The sequence below is a fragment of the Terribacillus aidingensis genome (assembly GCF_040703035.1).
Taxonomy (GTDB): domain Bacteria; phylum Bacillota; class Bacilli; order Bacillales; family Amphibacillaceae; genus Terribacillus.
Genome location: NZ_CP159996.1, coordinates 2415784 through 2436618, shown reverse-complemented (window position 1 = coordinate 2436618; position 20835 = coordinate 2415784). Strand labels below are relative to the sequence as shown.

20 protein-coding genes and 1 other RNA gene are annotated in these 20835 nt (G+C 41.2%); 8 read left to right on the top strand and 13 right to left on the bottom strand.

Annotation, left to right across the window (positions count from 1 at the left end):
* Positions 1–4: 4 nt before the first annotated feature.
* The 4 genes from ABXS78_RS12895 to ABXS78_RS12880 form a co-directional block, all read right to left on the bottom strand.
* Positions 5–271, bottom strand: coding sequence for a phosphocarrier protein HPr (locus ABXS78_RS12895; RefSeq protein WP_038564763.1), 267 nt, complete (start codon positions 269–271; stop codon positions 5–7).
* Between the two features lie 74 nt (positions 272–345).
* Positions 346–2256: a fructose-specific PTS transporter subunit EIIC gene (locus ABXS78_RS12890; protein WP_366247532.1), complete on the bottom strand. Its 1911-nt coding sequence runs from the start codon at positions 2254–2256 to the stop codon at positions 346–348.
* A 14-nt stretch (positions 2257–2270) separates the two neighbouring features.
* Positions 2271–3182, bottom strand: coding sequence for a 1-phosphofructokinase (pfkB, locus tag ABXS78_RS12885; RefSeq protein ID WP_366247531.1), 912 nt, complete (start codon positions 3180–3182; stop codon positions 2271–2273).
* Entirely contained in the window at positions 3179–3931 is a 753-nt protein-coding gene (locus tag ABXS78_RS12880; protein WP_366247530.1) for a DeoR/GlpR family DNA-binding transcription regulator, read from the bottom strand. The genes pfkB and ABXS78_RS12880 overlap by 4 nt, the downstream gene beginning before the upstream one ends.
* A 213-nt stretch (positions 3932–4144) precedes the next feature.
* Between ABXS78_RS12880 and secG the strand changes: the two genes are divergently transcribed.
* The 3 genes from secG (at position 4145) to rnr (ending at position 7589) form a co-directional block, all read left to right on the top strand.
* Entirely contained in the window at positions 4145–4378 is a 234-nt protein-coding gene (gene secG / locus ABXS78_RS12875; RefSeq protein WP_038564772.1) for a preprotein translocase subunit SecG, read from the top strand.
* A gap of 122 nt (positions 4379–4500) precedes the next feature.
* A complete protein-coding gene (locus tag ABXS78_RS12870) occupies positions 4501–5256 on the top strand; it encodes an alpha/beta fold hydrolase (protein ID WP_366247529.1) in 756 nt (251 codons plus the stop codon).
* 44 nt (positions 5257–5300) lie between these two features.
* Positions 5301–7589, top strand: a complete 2289-nt coding sequence (gene rnr, locus ABXS78_RS12865; protein ID WP_366247528.1) for a ribonuclease R — start codon at positions 5301–5303, stop codon at positions 7587–7589.
* Between the two features lie 36 nt (positions 7590–7625).
* Here rnr and ABXS78_RS12860 read toward each other — a convergent pair whose 3' ends face one another.
* The gene (locus ABXS78_RS12860) at positions 7626–8486 is read right to left on the bottom strand and encodes a GNAT family N-acetyltransferase (protein ID WP_366247527.1); all 861 of its coding nucleotides are present in this window, start codon (positions 8484–8486) and stop codon (positions 7626–7628) included.
* Between the two features lie 117 nt (positions 8487–8603).
* Here ABXS78_RS12860 and smpB point away from each other — a divergent pair, with 117 nt between their 5' ends.
* The 3 genes from smpB (at position 8604) to map (ending at position 10438) form a co-directional block, all read left to right on the top strand.
* A complete protein-coding gene (smpB, locus tag ABXS78_RS12855) occupies positions 8604–9068 on the top strand; it encodes an SsrA-binding protein SmpB (RefSeq protein ID WP_095224394.1) in 465 nt (154 codons plus the stop codon).
* 94 nt (positions 9069–9162) lie between these two features.
* Positions 9163–9528: a transfer-messenger RNA gene (ssrA, locus tag ABXS78_RS12850) on the top strand.
* A 169-nt stretch (positions 9529–9697) separates the two neighbouring features.
* On the top strand, positions 9698–10438 hold the full coding sequence (gene map, locus ABXS78_RS12845) for a type I methionyl aminopeptidase (protein WP_366247526.1): 741 nt from the start codon (positions 9698–9700) through the stop codon (positions 10436–10438).
* Between the two features lie 304 nt (positions 10439–10742).
* On the opposite strand, the gene ABXS78_RS12840 is transcribed toward map, so the two are convergent.
* The 8 genes from ABXS78_RS12840 to ABXS78_RS12805 all read right to left on the bottom strand — a co-directional run bounded on the left by ABXS78_RS12840 (position 10743) and on the right by ABXS78_RS12805 (position 18922).
* Entirely contained in the window at positions 10743–12656 is a 1914-nt protein-coding gene (locus ABXS78_RS12840) for a BglG family transcription antiterminator (protein WP_366247525.1), read from the bottom strand.
* Between the two features lie 124 nt (positions 12657–12780).
* On the bottom strand, positions 12781–14169 hold the full coding sequence (locus ABXS78_RS12835; protein ID WP_366247524.1) for a glycoside hydrolase family 1 protein: 1389 nt from the start codon (positions 14167–14169) through the stop codon (positions 12781–12783).
* Positions 14170–14193: 24 nt separating this feature from the next.
* Positions 14194–14499 (bottom strand): PTS lactose/cellobiose transporter subunit IIA, encoded by a 306-nt coding sequence (locus tag ABXS78_RS12830; RefSeq protein WP_095224390.1) that lies wholly within the window; start codon positions 14497–14499, stop codon positions 14194–14196.
* 22 nt (positions 14500–14521) lie between these two features.
* Positions 14522–15415: an ROK family protein gene (locus tag ABXS78_RS12825; RefSeq protein WP_366247523.1), complete on the bottom strand. Its 894-nt coding sequence runs from the start codon at positions 15413–15415 to the stop codon at positions 14522–14524.
* A 36-nt stretch (positions 15416–15451) separates the two neighbouring features.
* Positions 15452–16888, bottom strand: coding sequence for a glycoside hydrolase family 1 protein (locus ABXS78_RS12820; protein ID WP_366247522.1), 1437 nt, complete (start codon positions 16886–16888; stop codon positions 15452–15454).
* Complete coding sequence (gene celB / locus ABXS78_RS12815; protein ID WP_095224388.1) at positions 16881–18197, bottom strand: PTS cellobiose transporter subunit IIC; 1317 nt, start codon at positions 18195–18197, stop codon at positions 16881–16883. Before celB ends, ABXS78_RS12820 begins: the two co-directional genes overlap by 8 nt.
* A gap of 15 nt (positions 18198–18212) precedes the next feature.
* On the bottom strand, positions 18213–18527 hold the full coding sequence (locus ABXS78_RS12810; protein WP_095224387.1) for a PTS sugar transporter subunit IIB: 315 nt from the start codon (positions 18525–18527) through the stop codon (positions 18213–18215).
* Positions 18528–18760: 233 nt separating this feature from the next.
* Positions 18761–18922: a hypothetical protein gene (locus ABXS78_RS12805; RefSeq protein WP_176465818.1), complete on the bottom strand. Its 162-nt coding sequence runs from the start codon at positions 18920–18922 to the stop codon at positions 18761–18763.
* A gap of 190 nt (positions 18923–19112) precedes the next feature.
* Between ABXS78_RS12805 and ABXS78_RS12800 the strand changes: the two genes are divergently transcribed.
* Together ABXS78_RS12800 and murB are read left to right on the top strand one after the other, a co-directional pair.
* Positions 19113–19730, top strand: a complete 618-nt coding sequence (locus tag ABXS78_RS12800) for a nuclear transport factor 2 family protein (RefSeq protein WP_366247520.1) — start codon at positions 19113–19115, stop codon at positions 19728–19730.
* Positions 19731–19879: 149 nt separating this feature from the next.
* Positions 19880–20803 (top strand): UDP-N-acetylmuramate dehydrogenase, encoded by a 924-nt coding sequence (gene murB / locus ABXS78_RS12795; protein WP_366247519.1) that lies wholly within the window; start codon positions 19880–19882, stop codon positions 20801–20803.
* Positions 20804–20835 lie beyond the last annotated feature (32 nt).

Genomic DNA, 20835 nt, shown 5'->3' with positions numbered 1-20835 from the left:
GGAATTATTCTCCTAGGCCTTCGCTTTTGATTGTTTCCGCAATTGTGTTGACTGCTTCTTCTGCATCGTCGCCTTCAGCAGAGATTGTGATCTCAGCACCTTGTGGAATACCTAGGCTCATAACACCCATGATAGATTTAAGGTTAACGCTTTTTCCGTTGTATGCAAGCTGGATGTCGGATTTGAAACCGCCCGCTTTATTTACTAAGATTGTTGCCGGACGAGCGTGTACGCCAGTCTCATCTGTGATAGTCATTGTTTTTTCTGCCATGGTAAATACCTCCAAAGAATTTTTATGTGAATGCTTTCATCCTATTTTTGTGAATGCTTTCATTCTATCTTATTTTATACTTTTCTTAGGTCTTTTTTCAACAGTCCTACAATAATAGCTGTGACAAAAGAACCGATAATGATGGAAAGGAAGTAAAGCAATGGGTTTCCATCTACAAGACTTGCTGAAATAATGCCGCCATGTGGTGCATTCAGGCCAATTGCGAAGAAGGCTGATAGACCTCCTGCTACTGCAGCACCGATAGCTGTCGCTGGAATGACGCGAAGCGGATCAGCAGCTGCGAAAGGAATGACACCTTCTGAGATGAAGAATGCGCCCAGTACGTATGCTGTCTTACCTGTTTCTCTTTCCTGTTTTGTAAACTTATGACGGAATAGGGAAGTTGCCAGTGCAAGTCCAAGCGGTGGTACCATACCACCGGCCATAACAGCAGCCATGAATTCCAAATTACCAGCATCAAGCATTGCAATACCAAATGTGTAAGCAGCTTTGTTGATCGGACCGCCCATGTCAATTGCCATCATGGCACCAAGAACGATTCCTACCAATACTAAGTTCGTACCTCCTAGGCCTTCAAGGAAGTCAGAAAGTGCTACATATACTTGTGTCAAAGATGGATTGATCAATAGCATGATCATACCTGTAATGAAAATACTTAGTACAGGGAAGAAGAGAATCGTTTTCAATCCTTCTAATACAGCTGGAAGACCAGATAGTGCTTTTTTAATACCAAGGGTCACATAACCTGCTAGGAAACCGGCAATTAAACCGCCCAGGAATCCGGAACTAGTTGCATCGCCATGACCATAAGTGACAGCAATCAAACCGCCGATAGCACCAGGTGCGAAACCAGGTTTGTCAGCAATACTGCTGGAGATGAAACCAGCAAGTACAGGAACGATCAGGAAGAACGCTTGGCTGCTTCCGATTTCATTGAGCATTTCAGCAAAGCGGCTGTCCGGGAACAATTCTCCGAATAGGATGCTGAGTGCGATCAGTATACCACCGCCGACAACGAATGGAAGCATATTGGAAACACCATTCATAATGTGCTTATAGAATCCGGAACGCTGTTCTTTCTTTTGTCCGCCCTCAGCTGCTGTTTCTGTGCTGCGACCGCTGTTGTGATGAACTGGTGCATCTTGGGCAAGTGCTTTTTCAATCAGTTCTTTCGGTATTTTCAATGCACGTCCAACTGGTACTTGCAGAACGTGCTTGCCTTCGAATGGACTAAGATCTACATTGACATCAGCTGCAACGATGATCGCTGTTGCATCTTTAATATCTTCATCTGTAAGTCGGTTTTTAACTCCGCCGGCTCCATTCGTCTGGACTTTAATCGGGACATTCATCTCTGCTGCTGTCTGCTTCAGCTTATCTGCAGCCATGAAGGTATGTGCGATACCTGTAGGGCAGGCAGTGATGGCAAGTACTTTACCTTGTGTGCCTGGTGCATCCTGTGCCAATTCTACAGCAGGATTTTCTTGTGCTTCTTCTTCACCTAGCTCTTCTTTTTCCTTCGCATCGATGATGCTCATGATTTCTTCTTCAGTCTTTGCATTTTCAATGTTAGACCGGAACGTACTATCCATTAAGAAAGAAGAAAGTCGGGACAATGTTTCCAGATGCGTCTGGTTTGCACCTTCTGAAGCAGCAATCATAAAGAATAGGTGGGATGGCTGTCCGTCCAATGCTTCATAATCCAAGCCTTCCTTAGAACGACCGAAGGCGATGGCTGGTGTTTTAACAGCAGCAGATTTACCATGCGGAATGGCAATCCCTTCACCGATTCCTGTCGTAGATTGTGCTTCACGTGCAAGGATTGCGTCTTTGAATCCTGCTTTATCATTCAATTTGCCAGCTTGGTCCAGTTTGGAAACAAGCTCCTCGATCACATCTGCTTTTGATTGAGACCCGAGCTGCAAGATGATGGTATCTTTTGTTAGTAGTTCTGTAATGCGCATGATTAACACCCCTCTTAAATAGATGTGAGTTTGACTTGGCTGACTAATTCTTCTATATATTGTCTCTCGCCGAGGTCATCACTGAATGCCGTAGCACTTCCTGCTGCTACTGCGTAGGTGAAAGCTTGTTCGTAATCACCTGATTTTTCATATGCGGCCAGGAAGCCTGCCACCATACTATCGCCAGCACCAACGGAGTTCTTAACTGTTCCTTTTGGTGTCTCTGCTTTCCAGGCATGATCTCTGTTCACGAAGATGGCACCTTCACCACCCATGGAAACGATGACATTTTCGATGCCAGTTTCATGCAGCTTCCGGGCATAGCTGACGATATCTTCAATAGAAGAGATGGTTGTATCGAAAAGCTCACCTAATTCATGATGGTTTGGCTTTACGAGGAACATCCGTTTGCCGATTAAATCTCGAAGTGCAGCACTCGATGTATCGGCGATGAACCTAGTTCCATTTTCTTCACAGATATCAGCCATCCTCGCATAGATGTCAGCTGGAACGGAGCCAGGTGCATTGCCTGCCGCAACCAGGGCATCCTGTTTGCCTAGGCTTCTGATCTGTTCGAAAAGCAAAGCAAGCTGTTCAGTTGTGATGGACGGTCCAGGACCGTTAATTTCTGTTTCTCCGCCTGACTTCAGCTTAACATTTACGCGTGTCGGTTCATTTATTTCAATGAACTGATGTGCAATTCCAGCACCTTCAAGGGTTTCCCTGATGAAGGCACCGGTAAAACCACCGATATATCCTAATGCTGTTGTATCCACATCAAGTCGTTTCAGCAAGCGGGATACGTTAATACCTTTTCCGCCAGCAAAATAAGCTGTCTGTGTAGCACGGTTCAAATCTTCTGCTTTGAAATCGGCCACATGCATGATGTAGTCAATGGATGGGTTCAGCGTACATGTGTAATTCATGAGTCCACAACCTTTATTGATGTAAGTTTCTTGTAAGCAGTCTGCTGTTTTGAACTGACAGTGTCGACGATAAGTTTCGCCTCTGTCAGATCCGCTATATGGGCGAAGGTTGTCTTGTCCAGTTTGCTGCGGTCAGCTAAAACGAAAGCCTCATCTGATCGAAGCAATGCCTGGCGTTTAATGGCAGCTTCCTCCGGATCCGGTGTTGTATAGCCGTTCTCCGGATGAACACCGTTGGTTCCGAGAAAGCATTTATCAAAACGATACTGGGCAAGTGCTGTCATTGCACCTCTGCCGATCAAAGTTCTCGTTTTATCCTTTACTAAACCGCCGGTTACATACACGGTGATGTCCTTTTCATATAGTGCATCCAAATGTGTCAAACCGTTTGTGACGACGGTTACATTTCTGCCTGATAAGAAAGGAATCATCTGAAATGTCGTCGTACCTGCATCCAAGAAGATGCATTCTTCTTCACCGACAAGACTTGCAGCATAAGCGGCGATTTTTTGCTTACTGGTTTGGTTTTGGGTTTCCTTCTCCGTATAGCTCATTTCGTAGCTTAATGATGATACAATCGTCGCTCCGCCATGTACCCGCTGCAGCAGCTTCTGCTTCTCCAGTTCAATAAGATCTCGGCGTATTGTCGAAATGGAGGCGTCAGTTGCTTTCACGAACTCTGGAATCGTTACAACGCGCTGCTCTTGCAGCATCTTTAAAATCATTTTCTGCCGCTCAGGTGTAAGCATTTACATGACCTCCTCCTGAACCTAAGTCCACTATAGAGGAAACGGTTTCACCTTGCAACCAAAAAAGTTCAAAAAACTTCATTAAAATTCATTTTTCGTAAAAATAGTTCATAACTTTGTCGCATATCGTCGATTGGACAAGAACATCTTGCCAATTATCTGACACATATGCTACAGTTGACACAGGTATTTGCTGTTATAGGAGGTGCTGGGATGCAAACAACTTTAGTAGTTCTATTGATAATCGATGCCATTGCGCTAATCGCGCTAGTCCTTTTACAATCTGGTAAGAGTGCAGGCTTGTCCGGAGCGATATCTGGCGGTGCAGAGCAATTATTCGGTAAACAGAAAGCCCGTGGACTGGACTTGTTCCTCCATCGTGGAACAATTGTAACAGGAGTAATCCTTTTCATTTTGACGTTCCTTTTGGCGTACGTCCTGCAATAATCGAATAGCCAATTTCATCCCTCGTCACAACTTCTGTGGTGGGGGATTATTTATTCCCGATGAAGGGAAAACTAGTCCGGAAATCTACTATAAATAATATAGAAATAACAGGGGAGATACATATGGTCACAATGAAACAGCCAGAGCCGTTCACATTTGAGGGAGAGGGAGATCGCGCTGTTCTGCTGCTGCACGGCTTTACTGGTCATTCAGCTGATGTACGGATGATGGGCCGGTTTCTTGCTGGTAAAGGGTACACGGCGCACGCTCCGATTTATCGCGGGCATGGAAAAACACCCGATGATATCGTTGCCTCCAGTTCGGATGAATGGTGGGAGGATGTCCAAGCAGCTTATCAGCATTTAAAGGATAAAGGCTATGAAAAAATCGCAGTTGCCGGCTTATCCCTGGGCGGGGTGCTTAGTTTAAAACTTGCTTATTCCTATCCGGTAAAGGGCGTTGTAACGATGTGTTCACCAATGTTCTTTGATAACGAAACCCAGTTGAACAAAGGATTCAAGTTATATGCAAGACAACATAAACAGCTGCAAGGTAAAGATAACCAGGAAATAGAGCAGGAATTAGCTGAATTGATGGAAGCACCAGCAACATCAGACATGTTTCAGCGCCTTGGTGCTTTTATCACCGATGTGAGCAAGCATGTAGATGAAATCTATGCACCACTCTTCGTTGTGCAAGCAACAGAAGACCAAATGATCAATACAGACAGTGCGAATTTCATTTATGAGCACGCAGAGTCAGATTTGAAGGAAATCAAGTGGTACGAAAACTCTTCCCACGTCATTACGATGGGGAAAGAAAAGGAACAGCTGCATGAAGATGTGTATCAGTTTCTCGAATCGCTTGATTGGGAATAGTTCATACTAGATGAAAAAAGAGCCGAAAAGAAGGTGAAGCAATAATGGAAGAAATCAAACAGAAAATATTGGCTTATTTCAAAGAAAATGCGGCTAAACCATTAACCGTTGAAGAAATCGAGGAGCAATTGGCGCTCGATGATACAAGTGAATTCACTGTCCTTGTCAAAGGCCTGAATGAACTAGAAGCAGAAGGACAGCTCGTGCGGACAAGAAGCAACCGCTTTGGACTGCCTGAGAAATTGAACCTCGTACGAGGCAAGATCCAGATGCATGCGAAAGGCTTTGCTTTCCTCATACCAGAGGAAGAGGGAGTGGCTGATGTTTATATCCACTACTCCGATCTGCAGTCTGCCATGAATAATGATACAGTGCTGGTACGCATCGAGAATCAGGCTGAAGGCGGACAGCGTCAAGAAGGACAAGTTGTTCGGATACTGGAGCGAGCAATACAGGAGGTAGTCGGTACGTATGAAGATAATGGCCGTTTTGGCTTCCTTATTGCCGATGATAAACGTATCCCGAATGATATTTTCATACCGCGCGGTGCATCAGGCGGAGCGACTGACGGCCACAAAGTAATTGCTAGGATCACGAAGTACCCAGAAGGCCGCATGAGTGCCGAAGGTGAAGTCATCCGAATACTTGGTCATAAGAATGATCCTGGCATTGATATACTGTCCATCATTTATAAGCATGGTATTTCTACTGAGTTTCCGCCAGAAGTACTGGAACAGGCAGCAAATACACCAGATACGATCGATCCTGCCGAGATAGAGAACCGTCGGGACATCAGAGATATGATGACTGTTACAATCGATGGAGCAGATGCAAAGGATTTGGATGATGCAGTTTCTGTCAGCCGTCTTGAGAATGGGAACTATCGTCTTGTTGTTTCCATTGCGGACGTCTCTTATTATGTGGAAGAGGGCTCTCCTATTGATGAAGAAGCTTTGGAACGAGCAACTAGTGTTTATCTAGTAGACCGTGTCATACCGATGATCCCTCACCGTCTTTCCAATGGTATCTGTTCCTTGAATCCGCAAGTAGACCGGCTAACATTGACATGTGACATGCAAATCACACCGCAAGGAGAAGTGGTGGAACATGAGATTTACCAAAGTGTCATCAAGACGAATGAAAGGATGACCTATGGTGAAGTGAACCGAATTTTGCTGGAGGATGATCAAGAGCTGAAAGAACGATATTCGGATCTTGTACCGATGTTCCAGCAAATGGAGGACTTAGCCGCTATCCTTCGTAAGAAGCGTATGGACAGGGGAGCAATCGACTTCGATTTTCCAGAAGCGCGGGTTGCTGTCGATGAGGAAGGAAAGGCCATTGATGTTATCCTTCGGGAGCGCTCTGTAGCAGAGAAGCTGATTGAAGAATTCATGCTGGCTGCCAATGAAACAGTAGCGGAACATTTCCATTGGATGGATGTACCGGCCATTCATAGAATCCATACTGATCCGGACCCAGATAAACTGCAGAACTTCTTCGAGTTCATTACGAGCCTGGGCTATACAGTCAGAGGGTCATCTTCGGATATTCATCCCCAGACCCTGCAAAAGATCGTGGAACGGGTAAGAGGAACACAGGAAGAAATGATCATCAACCGACTTATGCTGCGTTCCATGCAGCAGGCGAAATATGATCCGCAAGGCTTGGGTCACTTTGGTTTGGCTACGAAATTCTATACGCATTTCACTTCGCCAATCCGCCGTTATCCAGATTTAATCGTGCATCGGCTTATCCGCACGTATATTGTCAACAATCAGCTGGATAAAAAGACACAGGATCATTGGAAAGAACGGATGCCTGAAATCGCGAGACAGTCGTCAGAACGCGAACGTGCTGCTGTCGATGCAGAGCGGGAAACGGATGATCTGAAAAAAGCTGAATATATGCAGGATAAGATCGGCGAGGAATTCGATGGCGTCATCAGTTCCGTAACAGGCTTCGGATTGTTTGTCGAGCTGCCGAACACGATTGAAGGTCTTGTTCATGTCAGTTACCTGACAGATGATTTCTATCACTTCGATGATAAGCGTTATGCGATGGTAGGAGAACGTACTGGTAACCAATTCCGCATCGGGGATGAAATCACTGTTCGGGTTGTGAAGGTGAATATTGAAGAGCGTGTCATCGACTTTGAAGTAGTAGGCATGAAGCCGCGTAAGCCGCGTGAGAATCGAGATCGTCCAACTATTATCAAAGCCGAAAAGAAAAACAAGCCAGGTGATCATCGCCCGCCGAAGAACAAAGGAAAGTGGAAACCGCCGGCAAGAGGGAAGAAGAGCAAAAAACGCAATACAAGGAAAAGACCATAAACAAAAACGCCCCGACTTTCATAGTCGGGGCATTTGTTATCTGATATATCTTCCGTAAATGAGCCAAGGAGCATCATCTTCCGTAAAGCTGCCACTAAAGGCTGCCGGTATACTGGAGGCATTTTTGGCTGACACATCCAGCTGCGGTACCAGCGGCTTGTCCGATTGTTTGAGATAGTTGAACACAGCAGCCCATAAGCCGTTTTGCTGAAACACATCTGGCCAGAGATATTGGATTTGAGCTATATCCATGCCTTTATGGTCTTCTTGAATTGCCATGACGCGGCTGGAATCAGGATCACGGAATACAGCCAGCTTTTCTATATATGCATCCTCTAATATAGCGGAAGCATAAGGAATCGGGAAATATGCCTCAAATGGATAGAAAGCGGCTTTTGTATCAACAGCTGCTTGTTCGATGGCAGCTCGCTTATTCTCTGTTCCTTCAATCAATTCCCATGGTGCAGCAGAAGGGCTGACAAACTTGTCAGGCGCTTCCATCAGCAGACTGATAAAGGAGCTCTCAGCATGTATATGGAGCTTATCCAGTACTCTCTGAGCAGGAAGATTGGACTTGCGGGTGATCGCACCGACCCAATTCATCGTTGGATCTTTTTCGCAAAAGGCAATAATATGCTGCAGCAAAGCAGTAGCATTTCCTCTGGAATGAAAACGGATATCACTGCGCAATCGGCCGAGAATTCCATTTCCGTTCGGTAAACGATATACTCCTGCCAATGCAGCAATACCTTCTTCCGTTTCCAAGCCGAACAAGGTTTGGGCTGGATTCTCGATCAGCTGAGGGAAGATCCGGAGTACATAGTCGTCCTCAATACCGGTCTGCATGTTGAGCACTGCCCGGTAATCATTTATTGTCAATTGTCTAATGGTTGTCATGTATGTACACTCCAATCAATCGGGATCACTTGTGTATACCCGTTTCAGTATTTGAATCGTTAGGATTATCATACAGTTTCTGATAAAATAAAGCTCGTAGTTAGGAGGAAGAAGACTATGGCTAAGGGACAAGGTAAAGTACTCGCACAGAATAAAAAGGCTAATTTCGATTATGCGATCGAAGAGACGATCGAGGCTGGTATCGTCTTGCAAGGTACCGAGATCAAGTCGATCCGTGCAGGGCGGGTGAATTTAAAGGATAGTTTTGCTAGGATTGACCGCGGCGAAGTCCGTATCATCAATATGCACATTTCCCCTTATGAGCAGGGAAACCGATTCAATCATGATCCGACAAGGACTAGAAAGCTGCTATTGCATCGCAAACAGATAGATAAACTGATCGGTCAGACACAGCAGCAAGGGTATTCTTTGGTGCCGATAAAGCTGTATATAAAGGATGGCTTTGCGAAGATATTGATCGGTGTCGGTAAAGGGAAGAAGAAATACGATAAGCGTGAAGACCTCAAGCAAAAGCAGATGAAACGTGACGTAGATCGTGCTGTGCGCGACCGCGATTACTAAACTTGCATTTTCTAATAAAGATGATATAATGGAAGTTGTCTGGGATTTGATTATCCTGATTGAACGGGTTACTTCCTGTAGCTCCCATTATCATGGGGACGTTACGGATTCGACAGGGATAGTTCGAGCTCAGGCTGCGTGTCGAGGTTACGGCTCGTAAAACGTTACGCCTAAATATAACTGGCAAAACTAACAACAACTACTCTCTAGCAGCTGCGTAAGTAGCACTGGAGGATCCTTGCTGCTATCGCCCATGTGGCAGATTTGAGGGTCTCAAACTTAAGTGGGCTACGCCATTATTCTCGGCTTGCGGATAATCGGAAGAAGACAATCAAGCTAGCCTCGCTGAAAGCCTGTCGTTAGGTCGAAGCGTGTGCGAACTATAATATAACGACTACACACGTAGATGCCTGAGTGCCGTTATCTTTGGACGTGGGTTCGACTCCCACCGTCTCCATCCTTACATATTGGATGGAAAAAAGGCTTTGAAATGCTGATTACAGTGTTTCGAAGCCTTTTTGTTTCTATTTAAGTTTAATGCATCATTTTCGTTTCGGTATAGAATACAATGATAAAATGACGATTTTTGTATAAAATTAAAGCGGGATAAAGAAAGTGGGGTAGAAAAAATGATTGCAAAAACAGAAGAAGACTTTAAAGCTCTGAAAGAAATTGGCAGAATTGTTGCCTCGATTAGAGACGAATTGGTACAAAGAACGGTTCCAGGAATTACGACCAAAGAACTTGATAATATAGCCGGGGAGATGTTTGAAAAAGAAGGTGCAGTTTCCGCGCCGAAAAGTGAATATGATTTTCCAGGCCATACTTGCATTAGTGTGAATGATGAAGTGGCACATGGTATTCCGGGAAGTCGCGTTATTGCTGAAGGGGATCTTGTAAATGTGGATGTTTCTGGCTCAAAGAACGGTTACTTCGCAGATACGGGAATCTCTTTTGTAGTAGGCGAAGGAGAAGAAGTATTAACGAAGATATGCGATGTGGCTAAACAAGCATTTGAAGCGGGCCTTAAGAAAGCAAAACCAGGTTCCAAAAAAAGCGGAATTGGAAGAGCAGTATTCCAAACAGCAAGACAGAATGATTTAACTGTTATCACAAACCTTACAGGACACGGTATTGGACACACCATTCACGAAGCACCTGACCATATTTATAACTACAAGGATACATTTGATGATGAATTATTAAAGGATGGGATGGTTATCGCATTCGAGCCATTTATCTCAACTTCTGAGGAAGAAGTATTCCAAAAAGAAGACGGTTGGACATATGCTACAGAAAAAAGCTATGTAGCTCAAGTGGAACATACGATTATCCTTACTAAGAATGGTCCGATTATTGTCACGCTATGATGCTTTCAAAAGGATTAGTTAATCCGAATTTCTCAACACTTTCATAGTTGGATTGTAGAAGAGCCTGGAACATTTAAACGTTCCAGGCTCTTTTTTATGCAATAGTAGAAGTGTTACGATCGATATCTGGCTCGGTTAATAGGAGAATTAGTTAGCTTTGATATATATGGATACAGCTGGGATAGAAGAAGGTGGGAGGTAATTAATATGAAGGATTTTTGCAGGGTCCGTTGCATTAGTTTCTGTATAGAAATATGAGTAGAATATGTTTATAAGAAAGGCAATGCGATAAAATAACATTGCCTTACAACAATTTAATGAATTCACTATATGTTTTTGCTTTGATCAGTTTTTGCACAATGGATCTGTTTTCAATTATTTTTAATAGGATATCATATAGAGACTGTAAGTCCTCCATACTTTTCTTTTTAACACAGAGTAGTCCTATAAATTGTATGGGTTTATCATTCCACATGATAGCTTTTTCCAATGTACATACGGCTAAAATTGTTTCATTGGATTGAGGTGAGATAGGATGAGGTATAGCTACTAGATTTTCATATGCAGTAGGAGCGATCTTTTCTCTCTCATAAACTGCTTCGAGAAATGTATGATCAACTAACCCATCTTTCACTAATTTACTGTTTAGAAATTCAAGAACTTCTTCTTTAGATGTGAAATTTTCTCTTAAAAATACAAGATTCTCAGGAAAGTAGATTTGATGCTTTTCCTTTTTTGTGAGGAAGTGTCTCTTTATTTTTTGCAGGTCTTCCTCTCTTAATACTGCGTTAACCTCGATTACCGGGACAGCCAATTTTTGCTGAATAGGAATGGAACTGATAATAAAATCAATATCAGTTAAGTCATATTGATTAAGCTTGTAGTATTCCGTTGTACCAACAACATCAAGAGATTGGCCAAAGTAGTTATTGAGTTTATAAAATATAAGTTTTGCTGTCCCTAACCCGGAAGCACAAACAACTAAACACCGACTCGGACCCTTTTTCAACTTGTTTTTTTCTATGGCAGCTCCTATATGTAAGGCAATATATCCCAATTCATTCTCGTCTATTTTAGATTCTATGGCTGCCTCAATGGCTTTACCTGCTATTACAGCGGCTTCGTAAGATAATAGGTAATTCTTTTTTATATCGTCCAACATTGGATTTCTAATATTCATTCCATATTTAAATCGGTTAATGGCGGGTTTTAAGTGTAATGCTAAAGCCATTCTTAATTCATCATCTTCGTTGATTCCCAGGTTCAGTTCTTGTTCTACTTTTTGAAGGGCATAGTCTACTAGTTGACCGATCCCTTCTTCTATAAGCCCTTTAACTGCCCTATTTCCATGTGAATCTGCAACTATCTTCGTTCCCAGTAAGTGAATTGCAATATAGGCGATTTCTTCCTTTGGGAAAGTAACATCAAACGTATACTCAACGTCTTTTACGATCTCTTTGGCGACAACATATTCATGTTTGTCCAATATGTCATCTAGATCGTTCTTAAATATTTTAACGTAGTTATTAAAGTTAATTCTGTTAATAGCAATTGAAATATGAATCAACAGATTATGAAAGGCTATATCAGATAAAGGAATATGGTGCATATTGATTTTTTCTAAAAGGATTCTCTTAACTGTATGGAGTTCTTCCTCAGACATAAATTGCTCACTCAGTAAATAATGATTGCCTTCTGCTTTTCTGTTGAATAAATACTCAGACATACAAAATCGCATTTTCAATTCGTTTCCTGATAATTTCAAGCCATGATTTGGTCGAGATGTGAGTTGGATATTATATTTAGAGAGGGATTCCTTAACGATTTTTAAATCATTTTGTACAGTGGATTTACTAACAAATAATAAATCCGCAATCTCGTCAAGTTTCACATAATGTTCGCTCATGAGTAGATGCTTTATTATAAAGGATACACGGTCTTCTGGCTGACTTGGCACATATTGAAGTTCTAGGTCTCCAGTTATGGAACGAATATATTTATAAAATTGCTTCTCGTGAATAATATGAAGCTGATAACCTTTACCCATTATAGATTCAATGGTTGCACCGTGGTCATTGATTAAAGAGTTCAATATTTTTACATCTTCCCTTATGGTACGGATACTAACTTGAATATGATTGGCCAAATACTTTCCACTTATCGGTGTTTCAAGAGACATCAATTGCTTTAGTATAATTTTGCCTCTTTTTGTTAACATTTTGTAATCACCACTCCTACATTTATGGGAAAGCGCTTTCTATTTTCGTGCTGGAAAGGTTCTGGCTCAAACTGAACCAGAACCGCTTGATAGTATTATCGCTTATGATATTCTGCTTTCTTGGCTAAAATCCATTATTGCGTGAAACTTCGGTAAACCATTGAGCACTTTTCTTTAAAGTGCGTTCCTTTGTTTCAATATTTACTGAAATGAATCCATAACGGTTTTTGTAAGCATTCATCCAAGACCAATTGTCCATGAAAGTCCATAGGTGATAACCCTTCACATTACAACCTTCTTCAATAGATTTATGCAGCCATTTTAAATGTTCACGAATAAAATCAATTCGATAATCATCTTGAATTTGCTCATTTTGTATAAATCTTTCTTCGTCTTCAACACCCATGCCATTTTCGGAGATAAAGGATTCTATGTTTCCATAGTTTTCTTTTAGGTTAATCAATATATCGAATATGCCTTTTTCATAAATTTCCCAACCGCGGTATTTATTCATTTTTCTGCCAGGCATTTCGTATCTATCAAAAAACCATTCTGGCATAAGTGGGCTTTCTGGATTAACAGTATATTCTTTTGCTTTTACACGGCGAGGTTGATAATAATTCACGCCAAGAATATCCACGGTATTATTTTTTATTAATTCTAAATCTCCATTAAGTATAGTCGGAAGCTCACTATATTCTTTGATAATCTCAATTAATTCTGGAGGATATTTTCCAAGTACTGCCGGATCCAGGAAACAGCGATTAAAGAATAAATCTGCAATTCCTGCGGCTTTTAAATCTGCAGGATGGCTGCTTCTTGGATAGGAAGGTGTTAAATTAAGTATAATACCTATCTTTCCATTCTCAAATTGAAGGGAACGATAAACTTCAACTGCTTTTGCACTTGCTACAATTGTATTATAGGCTACTTGTGCTGCTCGTTTGAAATCAACTACATTTGGATAATGCATATTATAGAGATAACCTGCTTCAACTGGAACAATAGGTTCGTTGAAAGTGAACCATTTTTTAACTCGATCACCGAATAAGTCAAAGCATATTTTCGCATAGTCTTTGTATGCTTCAACAACTTCTCGGCTTTCCCAGCCGCCTTCATCTTGCAAATCAAGCGGCATATCGAAATGATAGAGATTAACAAATGGCTCTATACCATTATCAATCAAGTTATCAATTACAGAGTTGTAAAAGCTAACGGCTCTTTGGTTAACTTCTCCGCGACCTGCTGGAATTAAACGTGACCACGAGATGGACATTCGGAATGAATTATGGCCAATTTGCTTCATCAAACGGATGTCTTCTTTATAGCGATGGTAAAAATCAGATGTAGATTCAGGACCGACGTTATTAAAAAAACGGTTTGATTCTAATTCATACCAATGATCCCAGATGTTTTTACCTTTTCCGTCTTTATTTGCAGCACCTTCAATTTGTGTAGAAGAAGTAGCGCTGCCCCACCAAAAGCCCTCGGGGAATGTATAGGATAATTGCATTTATAAACCTCCATCTATAGGCTGCTATTTAAAACGATAAAGTTCTATAAATTCTACTGCCAGGTCTCGAACGGTCATTGCTGTCATTAGATGGTCTTGGGAATGAATCAGCAATACACTAATAATGTTCCCATTACCGTTTGCTTCTTCTTGTAACAGCTTTGTTTGAACACTGTGAGCTTTACTTAATTCTTCACCAGCTTCTTTGATCAATTCATCTGCACGTTCAAAATTTCCTTGCTTTGCTTCCTGTATCGCTTCCATTGCATTTGCTTTACCGTTTCCTGCATAAAGAATGATTTGAAATGATATTTCTTCCATCGTTTCCATTCAATAACCTCCAATATAAGACTTATCTGCGATGCTCATTAGACTTTAAATAGCCATATACAGCGCCTAACAAATTAGCATGTTGTGCAAATTTACATGTAGCAATACTAGGTTTGATTTTAGCTAAGTCGATTTTCCCGATGATAAGATCTAGCTTTTGGTTAATTTTTTCAATTAGGTCTGCTCTTTGGCTGATCCCGCCGCCTATTAATATCACCTCAGGATCATAGATGTATTGCAGGTTATATATTCCGACTGCTAAAAGGTGGTAGAAATCCTCCACAATTTTGTATACCTCAACATCGCCAGATTCAGCTAATTCAAATACCTGTTCTCCAGATAAAACATACGGATCGATCTGTTTTAAAGTAGCAACTTTTTTTACTAAAGCTTTAGTGGATGCTAGCCTGCTCCAGACATCATCGCTATTTGTTATACTGTCAGTGAGCAGCATATATCCAAATTCGCCACCATGTAAATTGGCTCCTTTATGTAAACTGCCATTCTTAAAAATAGCTCCGCCAATCCCAGTACCAATTACCATTACTAAAACATCGTTCTTTCCTTTGCCGTTTCCATCCCAAATCTCAGCATAGCCCGCACAATTTGCATCATTCTCGAGATATACATGCAAACCTGTTTTTTCTCCTATAAGCTGTTTCATATTGGGGCCATGGATGTAAGGAACAGCGCTGGATCCATAAATGATTCCATCATCAGAAACAGCGCCAGGACAACTAACAGCTATACCCGAAATATTACTTAATGATTGACTTAAATGCTGGATAAAATCTAATAGAGATTGGAGGGACTCTGGTGTTTTCACTTTATTTATGCGAGAGATTACAGCGTTTTCTGAAACTACTCCATATTTGACAAATGTTCCACCTATATCAATAGCCAAAAAGTTCTTCATATTATTTTCCTTCTTTGCATTGAGTCTGTCCGTCACTTATTTATATTCTTCTTCTAAAACTTCAAGCTGTCTCGACTCGATCAGTTCTTTATACCAATAACCCGATTTTTTTAGGCTCCGGTTACGATTTTCATTTAAATTGATTTCTACTAGACCATACCGATTTTTAAATGCATTCATTGGTGAAACATTATCTGTAAATGCCCAGAGCATATAACCTGTGCAGTTGGATCCTTCATCAACGGCTTTTAATAACCATTGTAAATGTTCATTTATAAACTCAATGCGATAATCATCTTGAATTATATTATCTTCGTTTTTAAAGCGATGTTCATTTTCAACACCCATACCATTTTCAGCAACGAACCATTCGATGTTGCCATATTCCTCTTTCATTCGAAGTGCGATATCATACATTATTTGCGGATAAATTTCCCAACCGCGATATGGGTTCATTTTTTTCCCTATTAATTCGTGCTTGTCATAATAATATTCCGGATGGAAAGGTGTATCCTCGTTCCATGCTGCAGTTCTTGCTTTCACCCTGTGAGGGAAATAAAGGTTTAAACCAACATAGTCTACTGTGTTTTCTTTAATAAGTCTTAATTCATCTTCCGTATAGTCAAACGTGATGTCATGTTTCTCCATTAGTTCAAATAATTCTGATGGAAACTCTCCCTTAATAGAAGGATCTAAAAATACTCGATTAAAGAATAAATCATAGATGCGTGCAGCTTTTTGATCATGTTCTGCAGAAGATCTTGCATATGTTACTTCAGGATTAATGATATTACCAATCTTTGCACCGAATTTCTCTTTTAACTGCATTTGCTTGAATAGCCTTACAACTTTTGCTGTAGCTAAAGATTTGTTGTAATTCCATTGCATCCATTTTCTTGTATTTTGCTCAAAGGGCCAGCGAATGGCATCTAAATGAACACGGGTCTGTACAACTATTGGTTCATTGAATGTAAACCAATGTTTGACACGGCTGCCGTATCGGTTGAAAACCTTTTCTGCATACTTCTCAAATAATTCCACAACATGTTTTGAACCCCAGCCACCGTATTTTTCAAAAAGAACAGCTGGAAGCTCATAATGTTCAAGGCAAATCATCGGTTCAATACCATTGTTGAGTAATTCATCTATTACGTTTTCATAATGGGAAGCATATTCTTCATCAACTATGGCATTTTCATAATCCACTAAAAACCTGGCCCAATTTATAGAAGTTCGATAATGAGTAAGCCCAATTTGTTTCATCAATTGAATATCTTCTTTGTAACGGTTATAAAAATCGGTTGCTAAAGCCGGGCCATAGCCATTATGCCAGACATTCTTATTGTTTTTATACCAAAGGTCCAAATAGGAGTCCTGAAAATCCTTTTTACCGGTCCAACCTTCTGTTTGCCAGGCAGAAGAAGCTGCACCAATAATGAAGTTATCAGGTACTTTGATTACTTTGTTAGACAATTTTATCATCCCGTCCTTGTTTTTGATCTTTAGCAGTTGTTTGCTCAGTCTGGAAATATTGCTTATCGAGAATTCTTAAGAATGGCAGCCAGATCAGTACAACAATTACTAGGTTCACTAATTGCATGATTGCGCCGGCAATTGAATTCGTAACCAACATACCGCTAATGAAAATTGGTGTTGTCCAAGGTACATGTACTCCAGTTGAAACCGGAACTAGTCCAGTTGACATTGCAAAGTAAGTGACGATAGTAACAACTACTGGAGAAAGCAGCCAAGGAATGATCACCATAGGATTCATGACAATCGGCAAACCAAAGATGAGAGGTTCGTTCACATTGAAAATTGCTGCTGGTCCACCAAGCTTACCAAGGTTTTTTAATTGTCTGCTCTTGGTGAATAGGAAAATACCTAAAATTACTGCCATTGTCATACCGGTTCCGCCCATTCCCACAATGAATGTATCTATAAACTGGTTGTTAACAATATTTGGACGTTCTAGGCCAGCATTAAATGCTTCTAAATTTTCAAGGGATAATGTCATCCATATCGGATCCATGATTGAATTGACAATAATCTGTCCATGAAGTCCAAAGAACCAAAATACCTGTATTAAAAGAACGGCGATAATTGTTGCCACTAAACCGCTTCCTAAAGAAGTTAAGGGTTGTTGAATAAGAGTATAAATAAAATTCTGTAATGTTTCGTAAGGCGTGTAGCTTAAGATAGCGCGGATTGCTAAAAAGAAAGTTAATGTCAAAGTTAGTGGAATTAAGGAGCTGAAAGATTTCGACACAGCATCAGGCACACCCTGAGGCATTTTGATAGTCCAATTTCTCTTAACAAAAAATCTGTATAGTTCTACTGATACAAAGGCCGTGAAAATCCCTAGGAATAAACCTTGAGCACCTAACGCTGAAGCAGGAATAACCCCTGCAACCCCTTCTAAGACTTGAGGTGTTAAGATTATGAATGAAGCTAGAGCAGCGAAGCCGCCATACAAAGCTTCCAACTCATAATGCTGAGTCAATTTGTAGGCGATGCCGAAGATGACAAAAAGACCCATAATACTTAAAGTAGAGGCAGAAGCAGGTCCTAAAATACTTTGATATTCTGCTAGAGCATTTTCGCTAATTATTTTGTCCAGGAAAGGAATGTTCGCTAATACTACAAAAAGAGAACCGAAAATAATAAAAGGTAAAGCAACCATAAAACCATCGCGCAGTGCGCCAAGATACCGGTTATTATTTAACTTATCTGCAATAGGTAATAATATATTTTCTAAAGTCTCGGTAAATTTACTTCCCATAATGGATCCCCCTCATTACACCTTTTTTTGGATCAATTCTAATGCCTTATCCAAAACAGCTTCCCCATCGATGCGTCCATAAGAAATAGGGTCGATCACATCGACTGGTACACCTTTCTCACCAGCAACTTTTGAAATTTTTTTGAAGAGGAACCTCATTTGAGGTCCGATTAACAGTACATCCGCTTTTTCCATGTCGGATTCAGCCTTATCCTGTGCCACCGCCCAAATCTCTGCCTCAATTCCTTTTTCTCGAGCGGCATCTCTCATTTTGGATACTAATAAACTTGTGGACATTCCAGAAGAGCAAGCAAGTAGAATTTTCATCAATATTTCCCCCTGTCACAATAAATGATATCGCTTACAAATTTGATTATATATATTGTTTAGATGAAACTGCACATATTATTTTGCCTCTTTAAGGGTGAAATCTTTAAAATCTATCCGAAGCTAGTTCTTTCATGACTTAGTTTTATGTAAGGTGAATTGGTATAAGGAATTGAGCGGGGATTTAGTATATACATAAAAAATAAGATGATGCTGAGAAAAATCTCGGCACCACCTTATATTTCTTCGTGTTTCCATGTTGTTTCCTCGCCCTTAGCAGGGCATACAGGAAACACATCATTTTCTTTTATTTCGACTCTTTCACCGGACTGACAGATGTATACACCTGTTTGCGGTACACCTTGTCCTGTACGGTATTCGCGCGTATCATTACTCAACTTGTACACCTCCAGATTTACATATATAGTTTATCCCTTCCCTTTTAAACTTACTCTTAACAGTTATAGGAGGTTTTCTTATTGTTTGCGAATACGAAAACAGGCCATATAGTTTCCTTGAGTACCTGTATCGCGATACAATTAAGGCAGCTGCATTATAACGGAGGAAAATAGAACGGAGTGACGACTGATGAATGAAACAATTATAACGTTATCAACAGGTGAGAAAATTCGAACTGAAGCACCTGAACAGCAAATACTGGAGCATATAACGAACAACCAAGGAATGATGAATAAAGCTTTTGTCGTGATTGGGGACGTACATATTGCCACTGCGCACATAGTTAAGATTGAATCCACTCCAGATGAATTCGAGAGACCTATACGGTTTGAACATACAGATAATGGAGAGGGCCAAGAAGAGCTTGAACAGACGGAAGAGGTATCGAATCCGGATCAGTTTGAACTTTTGGAACAGCAATTCAGGGAAGCTATGCAGACGAGAGATATATTTGCATTGGATACTTTTCTGCATGATGATCTTGTTTTTATCAATCATGAGGGCAGCTATGTGACCAAGGATATGGACTTGGAGGCGCATCGAACACTTGCTGTGCGCTTCACGCAAGTATCTTGTTCCGATTTGCAAATCAAACCGACAAAGGATGGAGCAGTAACAATTTCCCGTATCCACCTGGAAGGACAGGAAGGGGACGAAAAGATCAGCGGTGACTTTATTTATACACGTGTGTGGCAGCTGATCGGTGATCAATACCAAGTGATTGCGGGACATTGTTCTAAACTGTAATTGTTGCGCAATTGGTCATTTTTTTGCATAAACTATAGGTGTCTGGCCTAACAGGTAAATAAGGGCATTGTCACGTGTGCGAAAAGTGGTATACAATACAGGTTGGGGCACGCTCATTTGCAGCGGCTAATACAGTAATGAGGGATTATATGATGAATGTGAATGCATTGGAGAGAGACATAAAGCAATTTTTAGAGGCTACAGATGTACTTATAGAAGCACCGCTTGCGGATTATACGTATACAAAAGTGGGCGGAAAAGCGGATGTACTTGTTTTCCCGAGAAGTTACACAGAAATTGAACAGGTTGTTGCTTATACAAAAGAAAATGGAGTGCCGCTGACAATCCTCGGTAATGCATCGAATGTGATCATTCAGGATGGCGGATTGCGCGGAGTGGTCATGATACTGACGAAACTCGATGAAGTGAAGGTAGATGGAAATAGGATCACAGCGCAATCAGGTGCAGCGATAATAGATGTGTCCAGAATTGCACTGGATGCGAGTTTGACTGGATTAGAATTCGCTTGTGGTATTCCTGGTTCCATCGGCGGGGCATTGTATATGAATGCTGGTGCGTATGGCGGAGAAGTCAAGGATGTTCTGGAGCAAGTAGTGGTAATAACTGATACTGGTGAGCGTAAGGTAATGACAAGTGAAGAATTAGAGCTTAGTTACCGGACCAGCATTCTGCAGAAGAATAATTACATCGCTGTGGAAGCAACATTCGTATTGGAAGATGGTGACCAAACGGCGATTAAAGCGAAAATGGATGAACTAACATACCTTCGTGAGTCGAAGCAGCCGCTGGAATATCCATCATGCGGCAGTGTCTTCCAGCGCCCTCCAGGTCACTTTGCTGGTAAGCTGATCATGGATGCAGGGCTGCAGTTGACTCGAATCGGCGGTGTAGAGGTATCAGGTAAGCATGCAGGCTTCATGGTGAATGTAGCCAACGGTACAGCATCAGATTATATCAATCTTATCAAGCACGTCCAGGAGACAGTCAAAGAGCAGTTCGGTGTAAGTCTTCACCGGGAAGTGCGAATCATAGGAGATGCTCCTGATAAATGAGGAAAAGTACATCACTGTAGAGTGGTGTACTT